At 62.7% G+C, this 13,261-nt stretch carries 16 protein-coding genes and 1 pseudogene; 6 read left to right on the top strand and 11 right to left on the bottom strand.

Annotated features, from left to right (window positions below):
- A partial coding sequence (locus AC2FL1_RS22685; RefSeq protein ID WP_496878429.1) for an alcohol dehydrogenase catalytic domain-containing protein occupies nt 1-454 on the bottom strand: 454 nt, incomplete at its 3' end.
- A gap of 128 nt (nt 455-582) precedes the next feature.
- Between AC2FL1_RS22685 and AC2FL1_RS22680 the strand changes: the two genes are divergently transcribed.
- Complete coding sequence (locus AC2FL1_RS22680; RefSeq protein ID WP_496878428.1) at nt 583-861, top strand: I78 family peptidase inhibitor; 279 nt, start codon at nt 583-585, stop codon at nt 859-861.
- A 72-nt stretch (nt 862-933) separates the two neighbouring features.
- On the top strand, nt 934-1,401 hold the full coding sequence (locus AC2FL1_RS22675) for a DUF1203 domain-containing protein (RefSeq protein ID WP_496878427.1): 468 nt from the start codon (nt 934-936) through the stop codon (nt 1,399-1,401).
- Between the two features lie 10 nt (nt 1,402-1,411).
- Here the strand turns inward: AC2FL1_RS22675 and AC2FL1_RS22670 are convergent, their stop codons facing one another.
- On the bottom strand, nt 1,412-2,341 hold the full coding sequence (locus AC2FL1_RS22670; protein ID WP_496829973.1) for an ABC transporter ATP-binding protein: 930 nt from the start codon (nt 2,339-2,341) through the stop codon (nt 1,412-1,414).
- Nucleotides 2,342-2,430: 89 nt separating this feature from the next.
- Between AC2FL1_RS22670 and AC2FL1_RS22665 the strand changes: the two genes are divergently transcribed.
- Nucleotides 2,431-2,607 (top strand): zinc-finger domain-containing protein, encoded by a 177-nt coding sequence (locus tag AC2FL1_RS22665; RefSeq protein WP_496829971.1) that lies wholly within the window; start codon nt 2,431-2,433, stop codon nt 2,605-2,607.
- 191 nt (nt 2,608-2,798) lie between these two features.
- The gene (gene polA, locus AC2FL1_RS22660; RefSeq protein ID WP_496878426.1) at nt 2,799-5,600 is read left to right on the top strand and encodes a DNA polymerase I; all 2,802 of its coding nucleotides are present in this window, start codon (nt 2,799-2,801) and stop codon (nt 5,598-5,600) included.
- A gap of 52 nt (nt 5,601-5,652) precedes the next feature.
- Here polA and AC2FL1_RS22655 read toward each other — a convergent pair whose 3' ends face one another.
- The 3 genes from AC2FL1_RS22655 to mbfA form a co-directional block, all read right to left on the bottom strand.
- Nucleotides 5,653-5,883, bottom strand: a complete 231-nt coding sequence (locus AC2FL1_RS22655; protein WP_496878425.1) for a DUF2798 domain-containing protein — start codon at nt 5,881-5,883, stop codon at nt 5,653-5,655.
- Nucleotides 5,884-5,949: 66 nt separating this feature from the next.
- A complete protein-coding gene (locus tag AC2FL1_RS22650) occupies nt 5,950-6,879 on the bottom strand; it encodes an AEC family transporter (RefSeq protein WP_234221965.1) in 930 nt (309 codons plus the stop codon).
- 39 nt (nt 6,880-6,918) lie between these two features.
- A complete protein-coding gene (mbfA, locus tag AC2FL1_RS22645; protein ID WP_496878424.1) occupies nt 6,919-7,893 on the bottom strand; it encodes an iron exporter MbfA in 975 nt (324 codons plus the stop codon).
- A gap of 130 nt (nt 7,894-8,023) precedes the next feature.
- On the opposite strand from mbfA, the gene AC2FL1_RS22640 reads away from it, so the two are divergent.
- Complete coding sequence (locus tag AC2FL1_RS22640) at nt 8,024-8,641, top strand: TetR/AcrR family transcriptional regulator (protein ID WP_496829962.1); 618 nt, start codon at nt 8,024-8,026, stop codon at nt 8,639-8,641.
- 72 nt (nt 8,642-8,713) lie between these two features.
- On the opposite strand, the gene rpsO is transcribed toward AC2FL1_RS22640, so the two are convergent.
- The 6 genes from rpsO to rbfA all read right to left on the bottom strand — a co-directional run bounded on the left by rpsO (nt 8,714) and on the right by rbfA (nt 12,937).
- Nucleotides 8,714-8,983: a 30S ribosomal protein S15 gene (gene rpsO / locus AC2FL1_RS22635; protein ID WP_234145791.1), complete on the bottom strand. Its 270-nt coding sequence runs from the start codon at nt 8,981-8,983 to the stop codon at nt 8,714-8,716.
- Nucleotides 8,984-9,137: 154 nt separating this feature from the next.
- Nucleotides 9,138-10,166: a calcium-binding protein gene (locus tag AC2FL1_RS22630; protein WP_496878423.1), complete on the bottom strand. Its 1,029-nt coding sequence runs from the start codon at nt 10,164-10,166 to the stop codon at nt 9,138-9,140.
- Nucleotides 10,167-10,250: 84 nt separating this feature from the next.
- The gene (locus tag AC2FL1_RS22625; protein ID WP_496878422.1) at nt 10,251-10,772 is read right to left on the bottom strand and encodes a DUF1643 domain-containing protein; all 522 of its coding nucleotides are present in this window, start codon (nt 10,770-10,772) and stop codon (nt 10,251-10,253) included.
- Between the two features lie 45 nt (nt 10,773-10,817).
- Nucleotides 10,818-11,729 carry a tRNA pseudouridine(55) synthase TruB gene (gene truB / locus AC2FL1_RS22620; RefSeq protein WP_496878421.1) on the bottom strand — a complete coding sequence of 304 codons (912 nt, stop codon included), beginning with the start codon at nt 11,727-11,729 and terminating at the stop codon, nt 10,818-10,820.
- A 78-nt stretch (nt 11,730-11,807) separates the two neighbouring features.
- On the bottom strand, nt 11,808-12,545 hold the full coding sequence (locus AC2FL1_RS22615; RefSeq protein ID WP_496829953.1) for a phosphodiester glycosidase family protein: 738 nt from the start codon (nt 12,543-12,545) through the stop codon (nt 11,808-11,810).
- Nucleotides 12,542-12,937, bottom strand: a complete 396-nt coding sequence (rbfA, locus tag AC2FL1_RS22610; RefSeq protein WP_496829951.1) for a 30S ribosome-binding factor RbfA — start codon at nt 12,935-12,937, stop codon at nt 12,542-12,544. Before rbfA ends, AC2FL1_RS22615 begins: the two co-directional genes overlap by 4 nt.
- Nucleotides 12,938-13,025: 88 nt before the next feature.
- Here rbfA and AC2FL1_RS22605 point away from each other — a divergent pair.
- Nucleotides 13,026-13,261 (top strand): annotated as a pseudogene (locus AC2FL1_RS22605) (4-hydroxy-tetrahydrodipicolinate reductase); the annotation flags it as partial.

Genomic DNA, 13,261 nt, shown 5'->3' with positions numbered 1-13,261 from the left:
CGATCTCGGGCAGGACAGTGTGGTTGGAAAAGGTTGAGCAGCCCATGTAATGCAGGATCGGCGTGCCATCGAGCATGGAAAACCGGGTGGTGCCGTCGGGCATCAGGCCCTGACCTTGGGTGGCACGAATGGCCTGGCAGAGGTTGGTCTTGCCGCTCAGGCAATACTCGCACTGGCGGCATTCCGGCGTGTAGAGCGGAATCACGTGGTCACCGGGTTTGAGCGAGGTGACGCCCGGGCCGACCTCGAGCACGACGCCCGCGCCCTCGTGGCCCAGAATGGCCGGGAACAGCCCCTCGGGATCGGCGCCCGAGAGGGTGAATTCATCGGTGTGACAGATGCCGGTGGCCTTGATCTCCACCAGAACCTCGCCGGCCTTCGGCCCTTCGAGGTTCACCTCCATCACTTCCAAAGGCTTGCCCGCCTCAATCGCTACCGCCGCGCGCGTCCGCATCTCGTCTCTCCTTGTCCCGATCCTTTGCGTCCCGACCCTGAAGCCGGTTTTCTTTGATACCGGTTTCGTGTCAGGTTCCGACCGCACCTGACCACACGGAACCGACATTTGTCAAAAAAGGAACGCCAATGTATCGATTTATCCCGATCTTTCTGTTGATCGTCGCCTGTGCAGCTCAGGTCGAGGAACCTCTCACAGAGGAGCCGGCGCCAGTCGATCTCAGCTTTTGCAAGGGGGATGAACTTGGGGACATCGTCGGACAGCCGGTTTCCGAAATCAGTTACCGTCTACCCGAAGGCGCCCGCGTGATCGGCCCCGATAGTCTTGTCACACAGGATTACAGACCCAATCGACTGAACGTCTCGACGGACAAGACGGGAATGGTGACCCGGCTGTCCTGCGGCTGAACCCGCAGGAACCGGGTCGCGGTCACAGGCTTGTTGCGCGATACCAGCGGTGTGTTCAGACAGGAGAGCCTCATGATCCGCATCACCGCATTGGCAACTGAAACCGTCCGCGCCTGGCAGAAAGGCGCAACCGACGCCTATGGCAACCACCCCGAACGCGCCCTATCAGACGGGGCTGGCAACCCATGCCGTCATTGCCTGCGCTACATACCGCAGGGGGCGCCGATGCTGATCCTGGCGCATCGCCCGTTTGATGGGCTGCACCCCTATGCCGAGACAGGGCCGATCTTTGTCTGCGCCGAACCCTGTAACCGCCATGCCGAGGACACCCCGTTGCCCGAGGTGCTGACCAGTTCGCCCGACTACCTGATCAAGGGCTATGGGCGTGACGACCGCATCGTCTATGGCACAGGGCAGGTGGTGCTGGCGGACGGTTTGCTAGAGGCGGCAAAGACGATGCTGAGACGACCTGATGTTGCCTATGCGCATGTGCGATCGGCCCGCAACAACTGTTACCAGGCACGGATCGACCGGGCATGATCGGGGCAGGTCAGGCTGATGACGTCAGTGCCAGGAAAACATCCTCGAGATCGGCCTGTTCGGTGCGCACGTCGCGAATGCGGATGCCAGCGGAGCGGACCGCTTCCAGCACAGCCTCCGCGCTGGTGCTCTGGCTGTGATAGCGCAATGCCAGAGTGCCGTCGGCGCGCGCTTCGGCCTCGATCCCCGGACCCTTGGGCATGTTGGTCAATGGCCCCTCGGGCAAGATTATCATCGCGCGCGCGTCGAGGCGGTCGAGCAGGTTGGCGGTGCTGTCCCGCGCCACCACCTGACCTTGGTTTATGATGGCAATCTGATCACACATCTCCTGTGCCTCTTCCAGGTAATGGGTGGTCAGGATGATGGTCATGCCTTCGTCGTTCAGTTTGCGCACATTGCTCCAAAGCATCTGGCGCAACTCGATATCGACCCCGGCGGTGGGTTCGTCCAGCACAAGAACCTGCGGTCGGTGCACCAGCGCCTTGCCCAGCAACAGCCGCCGTCGCATGCCCCCAGACAGGGTACGAGCATAGGCCTCGGCCTTGTCTGTCAGGCCGATCATGGCGAGGATTTCGTCGCTCCAGCGCCGCGACTTGGGCACACCGTATAGACCGGCCTGAACTTCCAGCGCGGCACGCGGGGTGAAGAACGGGTCGAGGTTCAACTCTTGTGGCATCACCCCGATGGCGGCGCGCGACTGGCGCGGGTTCTGATCCTGGTCAAACCCCCAGATCGTGACCCTGCCAGAGGTCTTGGTGACCAGCCCGGCAAGGATGTTGATCAAAGTGGATTTCCCCGCCCCATTCGGGCCCAGCAGGCCAAAGACAGAGCCGCGCGGCACGCTCAGGTCGATCCCTTTCAGAGCCTGCTTTTCCGGCTGTCCGTGACTGCCGCGATAGGTCTTGGTCAGACCCTCGATCCGGATTGCGTCTTCGGTCATGCGCGGCTCTTGCTCCTGCTCGCCTTGTCGCTCATAAACGGACCTAATCCATGTCCGCAGTGCCGACAACCTGAAGAAAGGCCCCCGCGATGACCATCCAAGCGCCGGAAACCAAGATCGTTGAAAAAAGCCGCGTTGCCTGTGACGGGGGCGAAGGCGCTTTGGGACACCCGCGTGTCTGGTTGCAGATCCCCGAGGATAACGGTTGGGTCGAATGCCCCTATTGCGATTGCAAATACGTATTGAAGGGGCGCGAGTCCAACTGACGGGCGCAATCATTTTCTTGCAAAGAAAATGATTTAGAAAATGGGATTTTCTGAACCGGAATTTTTTCAAAATTCCGGCACCGCGCGTATGACCCTGACCGCGCCAAACGACCGTGTTGCCTTTGGCTGCTGGAAACCCGCTCCGTTCCGTGGCAGGACAGGAGCGTCGCGCGAATGAGGGAGAGACGGGCATGAGCACTTTCGGCAAGGGTTGCCATCTGCATCTGATCGACGGATCGGCCTTTATCTTTCGTGCCTATCACGCGCTGCCACCGCTGACGCGCAAATCCGACGGCCTGCCCATCGGGGCGGTCTCGGGCTTCTGCAACATGCTGCAACGCTATGTCGATGGTGATCATGGTCCCGATGCGCCGACCCATCTGGCGGTGATCTTCGACAAGGGCAGCCATACGTTCCGCAACGACCTCTACGACCTTTACAAGGCCAACCGCGAGGCGATGCCCGAGGACCTGCGTCCGCAGATCCCGCTGACCCGCCAGGCGACCGAGGCGTTCAACATCCCCTGCAAGGAGCTGGAGGGATATGAGGCTGACGACATCATCGCCACCCTGGCGCATCAGGCGCGCGACGCGGGCGGGCGGGTGACCATCGTCAGCTCCGATAAGGACCTGATGCAGCTGGTGGGCGACGGGGTCGAGATGTTCGACGCCATGAAGAACAAGCGCATCGACCGCGACGGCGTGTTCGAGAAATTCGGCGTCTTCCCTGACCGCGTTGTCGATGTGCAGGCGCTGGCAGGCGACAGCGTCGACAACGTACCGGGCGCGCCCGGTATCGGCGTCAAGACCGCGGCGCTGCTGATCAACGAATTCGGCTCGCTCGAAGAGCTGCTGGACCGCGCCGAAGAGATCAAACAACCCAAGCGCCGCCAGACCCTGATCGACATGCGCGCGCAGATCGAACTGTCGAAACGTCTGGTCGCGCTCGACGCCAACACCCCGCTCGACTTCACGCTGGATGATCTGGAATTGCGCGACCCCGACCCCGAGAAACTCCTGGGCTTCCTGGCCGAGATGGAATTCCGCACCCTGACCAAGCGCATCGCCGACAAGCTGGGCGCCGAAGCGCCGGTGATCACCGAGGCGCCCGCCCCCGCGACAGAGGATGCGCCCGCGCCCGAACAACCGCCTTTTGACGCGTCCAGATACGAATGCGTGCGCGATGCGGCGACTCTGGAAAAATGGATCGCCCAAGCCCGCGAGCGGGGCTGGGTCGCGGTCGATACCGAAACCACTGGCCTGAACGAGATGACCGCCGATCTGGTCGGTATCTCGCTGGCGATTGAGCCGGGTGCCGCCTGTTATATCCCGCTGACCCATCGCGATGGCGACGCGGGTGATCTCTTTGGCTCGGACAAGCTGGCCGATGAGCAGATGCCGCTGCAAGAGGCGCTCGATCTGCTGAAACCGGTGCTCGCGGATCCCGCGATCCTCAAGATCGGGCAGAACATGAAATATGATGCCAAGATCTTTGCCCGCTACGGCGTTGCGGTGTCGCCGATCGATGACACTATGCTGCTGTCATACGCCATGCATGGCGGGCTGCATGGGCATGGGATGGATACGCTCAGCGAACGCTATCTCAGCCATACGCCGATCCCGATCAAACCGCTCTTGGGCTCGGGTAAATCGGCGATCACCTTTGACAAGGTGCCGATAGACGAGGCCACCGCCTATGCCGCCGAGGATGCCGATATCACCCTGCGGCTCTGGCAGCTGTTCAAACCGCAGCTGCACCGCGTGCAGGTCACCACAGTCTATGAAACGCTGGAACGCCCGCTGGTGCCGGTGCTGGCCGAGATGGAGATGCATGGCATAAAGGTCGACCGCGATGTTCTAAGTCGGATGTCGAACGCATTTGCGCAAAAGATGGCGGGGCTCGAGGCCGAGATTCACGACCTGGCCGGCGAACCGTTCAACGTCGGCTCGCCCGCGCAGGTGGGCGAGATCCTGTTCGACAAGATGTCGCTTGAGGGCGGCAAAAAGGGCAAGACCGGCAAGTATTCGACCCCGGCAGACGTGCTAGAGGATCTGGCGACGGAACACGAACTGCCCGCGCGCATCCTCGACTGGCGACAGCTGAGCAAGCTGAAATCGACCTATACCGACGCGCTCCAGACCCATATCAACCCCGATACGGGGCGGGTCCATACCTCTTATTCGATCACAGGTGCCAATACCGGGCGGTTGGCCTCGACCGACCCGAACCTGCAAAACATCCCCGTCCGCACCGAAGAAGGCCGCCGCATCCGCGAGGCTTTCGTGGCCGAGCCGGGCAATGTTCTGCTGAGCCTCGACTATTCCCAGATCGAGTTGCGCATCCTTGCCCATATCGCCGATATCCCGGCGTTGAAACAGGCGTTTGCCGACGGGCTCGACATCCACGCGATGACCGCGTCCGAGATGTTCGACGTGCCGCTTGCGGAAATGACGCCTGAGATCCGCCGTCGCGCCAAGGCGATCAACTTCGGCGTGATCTACGGCATCTCGGGCTTTGGCCTGGCGCGCAACCTGCGCATTCCGCGCGCCGAGGCGCAGGAATTCATCGACCGCTATTTCGAGCGTTTCCCCGGCATCCGGACCTACATGGACGACACCATCGCCTTTGCCAAGGAGCATGGCTATGTACAGACCCTGTTCGGCCGGCGCATCCATACGCCCGAGATCAACGCCAAGGGGCCACATGCAGGCTTTGCCCGCCGCGCCGCGATCAACGCCCCGATTCAGGGCACGGCGGCCGACGTGATCCGCCGCGCCATGGTGCGGATGCCGGATGCCATTCGCGACCTGCCGGCAAAAATGCTGCTTCAGGTGCATGACGAACTTCTGTTCGAAGTGGCAGAGGACGCTGTCGAGGACACCATCGCCGCAGCTCGCGACGTGATGGAGGGCGCCGCTGATCCGGCGGTGCGACTGGATGTGCGGCTGGTGGTGGATGCGGGCCGGGGCGCCAACTGGGCCGAGGCACATTAGCGTCCGCTGCACGCGGTTCGCGTGGCGCCCCGTCAACCTGACCTGGCCGGGTTCAGGTTTCGCTGCGCACCAGGGCGGCGACCAGACGACGGGTCAACGGCGCCACGAACAGCAGCACCACCAGCGCGATGGGCCAGGCCAGCAGCCAGGCGCTCATCCATTTGGCGGCCATGCCCGGAGCTACTCCGACAGCTCGGACGGTGGCCACGCATGTCACGATACAAGACATCAGGCCGGACATGATCGCGGCAGAGAGCAGGGGAGCGAACCGGGCGGGAAACATAGAGATCTCCTAATGCATTCAAAACACCGCATATAATATCATCATCCGAACCGCAATCGTTGCTGATCAGACGGCACTGACCCAGGCGATAAAGGCGGGTACGGTCAGGATCGACACGGCAGTGGACAGCAGGATCGCCGCAGAGGCGCGTTGTGGCGCCACCCCGTAATGGGCGGCCAGCATATAGACATTGCCCGCCACCGGCAGCGCTGCGGCGGCAATCGCGACCGAGGCCGAGAACGCATCGACCGGGAACACCCACAAGACCGCCAGTGCTACCAGAACCGGGTGGATGATCAGCTTGCACAGGCTCAGCCAGGCGGCGATCTGCACCCGTTCGGCCGAGCGTCCAGCCAGCGAGGCGCCAATGGCGAACAGCGCGCCGGGGGTCGCCGCCCCACCGAGAATGGTCAGAAAATCGTTCAGCGGTCCGGGGATCGGCAAGCGCAGCGACGACCAGATCAGTCCGGCGGTGATGCTGACGATCATCGGGTTCTTGAGCAGCCCCAGACCGATCAGGCGCAGCGTCCCCAGACTAAGCCGCCCGTCACGCCCGCCATTGATCAGGATCACGATGAGCGAGGAAAACACGATCAGATCGACCGACAGGACCAGCATCACCGGGCCGATCGCCGCCTCACCAAACAGCATGGCCAGCATCGGCAGGCCCAAAAAGCCGACATTGCCGATGGCTGCGCATTGCGCCTCGACCGCTGCGGTCGGCACGTCGAGCTTGCGCAGGAATGCGACCAGTGAGGCGATGCCATAGACCCCGGCGGTGCCCCAGAGATAGCCCATCACCAATTGCCCGTTGAAGATTTCGGCAAAGGGCAGGGTGGCGGCAAACCGGAACAGCATCGCCGACAAGGCAAAGAAGAACACGAACTTGGTCAGATAGGCGGTCGCCTCGGGCGTGAAGAACCGTGTGCGACCGGCCCAGAATCCCAGGCCGATGATCACGAAAAATGGCAATGTGCGCAGAAAGATCTCGACCATTCGAAATTGGTAACATGATTTGACCGGATGACAAGGCCGCTAGCCGCTGCCGATCAGCACTCCGGCGGCCAACACCAGCGCGCCGCCCACCACAACCTGGAATGCGGCGCGGAAGAACGGCGTTTCCATATATTTGTTCTGGATCCAGGCGATAGCCCAAAGCTCGAAAAACACGATGAAGATCGCGATGCTGGTCGCGGTCCAGAAATCAGGGATCAGATAGGGCAAGGCATGGCCCAACCCGCCCAGCGTCGTCATGATGCCCGAGGCAAAGCCGCGCTTGACCGGAGAACCCCGGCCCGACAATTCGCCATCGTCCGAGGCGGCCTCGGTAAAGCCCATCGAGATGCCGGCCCCGACCGAGGCAGCGACACCGACCAGAAAGGTGGTCCAGGTGTCCTGAGTGGCGAATGCGGTGGCAAAGATCGGTGCCAGTGTCGACACCGACCCGTCCATCAGCCCGGCCAGCCCCGGCTGTACCCAGGTCAGGATGAACTGGCGATGCGCGGTTGCTTCCTCTGTCGCGCGGGTCTCGTCGTCCAGATGGGTCGATTCAAGATCGGACGCGGTGGCCTGATGCCCCGCCTCTGCGGCGGCCAGATCTCCCAGCAACTTGCGGGTGGCGGCATCGGTCGAGCGGGCGGCGGCGGCCAGATAAAACCGCTCGGCATCGCGCTCCATCGCTGTTGCCTCGGTGCGAATTCGTTCGATCCCGAGGTTTTCGACCAGCCAGACGGGTCTCCGCGCATAGTAGCCTGCGACATGCTCGCGCCGGATCAGCGGGATCACCGCGCCAAAGCGTCGTTCGTGCAGGGCAATCAGTTGGGCGCGGTGCTGATCTTCTTCGGCGGCCATGCCGTCGAACAACTTGGCCGTGGCCGGGTAGTCGGCACGCAACATCTCGGCATACGACCGGTAAATGCGAGCATCGTCCTCTTCAGACGAGATCGCCAAGGCGATAACCTCTTGTTCCGACAGATCGCGGAAGTGTTTGCGATAGGAGAGAAACCGCATGCTCGACCTCTGTTTTAGAATGATTCCAAGATAGCGCGGGCCAACGCGGTTGCAACCCGTTTCGCCCGAATCGTTGAAATTCCACCCGTCGCAAAATAGGTTGAAAAAACCGAATATCAGTGGAGATGGAATGACCCAGGCTGCGACCATCCTGCGCACGGGACGCAAATTCGACCAGGTGCTCAGGGGTGCGCGCGACGTGTTCATGAGCGACGGGTTCGAAGGTGCCAATGTCGATGACATTGCCCGCGCGGCTGGGGTCTCCAAAGCGACGCTCTATAGCTACTTTCCCGACAAACGGCTGCTGTTCGTCGAGGTGGCGCAGACCGAGTGTCAGCTGATGGCCGAGCGCATTCTGGCGATGGTCGATGAAACGCGCCCCGCGCGCGAGGTGCTGACCATCACCGCGACCCAACTGGTGGCATTTCTGACGTCGGATTTTGCGCAGCAGGTGTTCCGCATCTGCCTCGCCGAGCGTGAACGTTTCCCCGAACTGGCGCGTGCCTTTTATGCGGCGGGTCCCGAGAACGGGCAGCGCCAGATTTGTGAGTATCTGGAAAAGGCGGTGGAAAAGGGCGAACTGGTGATCCGCGATGTTCCGATGGCCGCCGAGCAGCTCTTGGAACTGTGCAAGACGCGTCTGTGGACACGTGCCGTATTTGGCATCCAGACCCGGTTCACCCAGGCCGAGATCAACGAGGTGGCTTTGGCCGCCGTCGATACATTTCTGGCGCGCTACGGGGCCTGACCGGATCGGCATCGGGAAACGAAAAACGCCCGCCAGAGGCGGGCGCTTTCCCAAATCCGATTTCGGACCCGATTAACGGCGCAGGCCCAGACGCTCGATCAGCGACTGATAGCGGGCTTCGTCCTTGCCTTTCAGATAGTCCAGCAGCTTGCGGCGCTGAGCCACGAGCTTGAGAAGACCACGGCGGCCGTGGTTGTCTTTCTTGTGGGTCTTGAAATGCTCGGTCAGGGTCGAGATGCGCGAGCTGAGGATGGCAACCTGGACCTCGGGCGAACCGGTGTCGCCTTCCTTGGTGCCATATTCCTTCATCACGCGTGCTTTTTCTTCGGCAGTGATCGACATCGGGGTCTCCTTGTCAGGTTAGAGTGAATGGCGCAGGCCGGGATGTCGTCCAGCACAGGCCCATGGAGAGGGTCGGCATCAGAGCGATTCCGATGCGGATGCGCGCGTATACGCGGAATAGTCAGAGAGAGCAAAGGCTTTCTGCGCGTGCAGCTCAGGCGGCGGTGCCGGCAAGAGGCAGGTCGCCCGGACGTGCCAGCACGATATCGCCGACACCGTCTGGTGCACCACCTCGCAGCAGCGCAACCTCGTGCCCGTCCACGGTGACTCGACTGATGTCGGGATTCTCGGCATCCCTGCTGATCTCGATCTCGGGGGTTTGCCCCTCGGGGCCGTCCCAGATCACCATCAAGCGGTCCTCGTCAGAGTCGAAATCCATGACCTCGATGGGGGCGCCATCCGACGAGCAGTCGCCGGCGATGATGTTGTCGGCGCCGTCGCCACCGGTGACTATGTCGCCTGCCCCGGCCCAGATCGTGTCGTCGCCCTGCCCGCCATTGAGGTAATCGACCGCCTGGTCTTCGGGCGCGGCCGGAGTGCCATCTTGTCCCTCGACCCCGAGGATCAGATCATTGCCGAAACCGCCGAACAAGGTGTCCCGACCCGCATCGCCGGACAGGGTGTCGTCGCCATATCCGCCATGCAAGGCGTCGTCGTCGTCGCCACCATCCAGAAGGTCGTCATCCTGCCCGCCATAAAGGGTGTCGTCGCCGCTGCCGCCTTGCATCTTGTCCTCGCCGAAATGGCCGAACAGGTTGTCATTGCCTGCGCCGCCATCCAGGCTGTCATCGCCGTCCTCGCCATGCAACAGGTCGAACCCGTCCCCGCCCCGGATCTCGTCGTCGCCGTCGACGCCATGCAGCGTGTCGTTGCCTTCGACCCCGTCGATGGTGTCGTTCAGGTCATATCCGTTGATCTGATCGTCCCCGTCTTCGCCGGTCAGAACGTCGCCCGCCTTGCCGCCGGACAGGACAAGCCCGTCAGCGCCGATGATGGCGTCCGACATCAAGAGAGGTTCAGGCGCGGCGCCGCCGGAAATCATGCCCAGCGTTTCGGTGCTTTCGCTTTCCTGCTGGTCCTCTTCCGGCAGAAGCTCGTCATCACCGTTTTCTTCGCTTCCCCCCGTCATGAGCACGACGCCGCCAACGGCGGCCAACCCCAACAGACTTGCGAGCATCAACATCCCACTACTCCAGACACGCGTCACCCCTGTCTGCAAATATCCCACCATTGCAAGGGGTTCGTCAAAGCCGTTCAGGATGGATGGTTAACGAGTGCCGGGTTCAGGCCAGACCGCAGGTTGCTGGGCATAACCGATATAAAGCGGATGCTTGGGATGCCCGTCCTTGGTCAGACCCAGGTGGAACAGCGGCAGCCCGGTCCCGCGCAGCAGGCGTTCGACCGCCGGTCCACGGTTCAGATGGGCGCCATGCGTGCCCCAGGCGGCGACGATCTGATCGGCCCATTCGGTGCCTGCCAGGATGGCCGCGTCGTTCTCTGGCCCGACCGGATCGGCGGCGGCGCGCATTTTGCGGGGATCGGTGTCACGCCAAGCAAAGATATTGGTCACCTGAAAGGCGCCAAAGCCCAGTGTGCGCGCCCGTCGCTCGCAGCGTTCAACCGTTGGATCGTTCTGCACCTCGGTCGCGGTCGAAGGGTTCAGCATCACGAACAGCGCCTTTCGCCCGGCCGGGTCCCAGACACGGGTCAGGCTGTAGCGGTAGCGCTCGCAGTCGGAATAGATGGCAGTCGACGGTGCGTCGCCCTTGGTATGGGTACGGGTGATCATGGGCGTGCCCTAGCACGCGCTGCGCCTTGCGTCACGCCCCGGAGGTTACTCGGACAAGGCGAAGACGCGCGACGGGTGCAGCTCGCCGGACTTGTATACTCCCACCGCCACCGCGCGCCCCTCGAACGAGACCCAGGCCTCGTCGCCATATTCGGCGTCACCGGGATAGACCATGCCGGGATTGCCGTTACGCAGGCGCTGGGCACCTTCCGCGCTGCATTTGAGCTCGGGCAGGTCGGCCAGACCCTCCTCCAGCGGACGCAGATAGCTGTCAAGTTCCGGCGTCTTGGCCATCTCGTCGATCTGCTCGATGGTGATGCCCTCCTCGGCCTCGAACGGGCCCGACCAGATGCGGCGCAGTTCGCGCACATGGCCGTGACAGCCCAGCACGACACCCAGGTCGCGGGCGATCGAGCGGACATAGCCGCCCTTGCCGCAGGTCATCTCCAGTACAACGTGGTCGGCGTCGGGCCGATCCACCATCAGCAGTTCCTCGACCCAGAGCGGGCGGGCGGCCAGTTCCACATCTTCGCCGTCGCGGGCCAGCTTATAGGCGCGTTGGCCGTCGATCTTGACAGCCGAGAATTTGGGTGGGACCTGCATGATATCGCCCAGGAACGGTGCCAGCGCTTCCTTGATCTGTTCATCAGTGGGGCGCAAGTCGCTGGAGGCGATCACCTCGCCCTCGGCATCGTCGGTATTGGTGGCTTGGCCCAGGCGCACGGTAAAGACATAAGCCTTGAGCGCGTCGGTGATATAGGGAACGGTCTTTGTCGCCTCGCCCAGCGCGATGGCCAGAACGCCGGTGGCCTCGGGGTCGAGGGTTCCGGCGTGCCCAGCCTTGTTGGCGCCCAGCGCCCAGCGGACCTTGTTTACGACGGCGGTCGAGGTCATGCCAGCGGGCTTGTCCACCACCAGCCATCCCGAAATATCGCGTCCCTTGCGTTTGCGTGCCATCCTGCCCTCGTCCAGATCTGAGGCGCGCGACCTATCTGATCCGGGCCGGGCTGTCAATTTATGCTGCGTGGATTTGGCTCAGCGATCGTCGACCGCGACGCCAACGATCGGGCCCATGGAAAAGCCCAGATCGGCACGGTTCAGCGACGGCGCGTAAAGGCGCGAGATGTTGCCATCGAAATAGAGAGCGTTTGGCGTTTTCAGTACATCGCGGAACAGGGTTCCGAATTCGTGAAACGTCACCGAGTTCCCCGAAATCGCAAACACCGCCCGCGCGCCGTCGGCACTGGTGCCGACCCCGTTGCGGATATAGCGCGAGGTCGAATCGGGCAGGAATCGCGGGTGCAATGCGCCATCGATCACCAGCATCGGCCCCGATTGGGTGGCAAAGCGGCATTCAGGTTTCGCTGCCTGATAATCCAGCGTTTCGATCACATCCGCCCGGCCCGTACGCAGGCAGAACACCCCGTTCGGCAGCAGGCCGAAATTGCCCGGCCCGGCATTGGTGATCACCCGCTTTTGTTCGATCCCGTCCTCGACATAATGGCCGACGGGCGAGCGGTCGTCGTGATACATGCCCGCGTTCATGGCAAAGGCCAACCGCTTGCCTTCGGTCCGCAGCGTCTGGTCGACGGTCGAGAACTGACCCAGCAGTGTCCCGTCCGCGTCATTGAGAAACAGCCGCAGATCCGCGCTGCGGGCATCCACCTCGCACACGGTATAAAGGTTGCCGTCATGGGTCAGGTCGCGGCAATCCACCGCCGCTGCCTGACCTGCGCCGGTCAATAAGGCGAGGACAGCCGCCGCCCGGATCACTCGTCCAGATCGCGGCGCACCGCGTCCTGATCGAACATCCGCCGCGTATCGTCGAGCCGGTCGAATGTCTCGTCCAGCCGGAACCGCAGCTCGGGGGTGAATTTCAGACCCAGCTTCTTGCCGACAACCCGGCGCAGCTCTCCCTTGTTGCGCGCGAGCAGCTGCACCACGTCCTCTTGCCCCTTGCCGCCCAGCGGCAGCACATAGGCGGTGGCGATCTTGAGATCGGGAGAGGTGCGCACCTCGCCCACGGTGATCGACATCCGGTTCAGGTCGGGATCATGCACATCGCCGCGCGCCAGCACCTCTGATAGGGTGCGGCGGATCACTTCGCCGACACGCAACTGACGCTGCGACGGGCCGGGGCCATCGTGGAACTTGTTCTTTGCCATGGCTTCGATCTAAGCGCAAAGCGAAGCTTTGCCAAGCGGTGCCGAACACGGTAGGAGGCATCAAGCGCAGGAAATGAAGGACCATGCCATGACTCATATTCCAGGTATCGTGATCACCGGCGCCTCGGGACGCATGGGCCAGATGCTGGTACGGACCGTCACGGACAGTGACAAGGTGCGGCTGGTGGGCGCGCTGGAACGCACCGGGCACGACTGGATCGGGCGCGATGTGGGCGAGGCGATGGGCGGTCAGGCGCTGGGCGTTGCGGTGACCGACGACCCGCTCGAGGCATTTGCCCAGGCGCAGGCGGTGATCGACTTCAC

Source organism: Ruegeria sp. YKSF070 (genome assembly GCF_059612725.1).
Note: the sequence above shows the minus strand (reverse complement) of the source record. Positions and strands in the feature narration are given on the sequence as shown.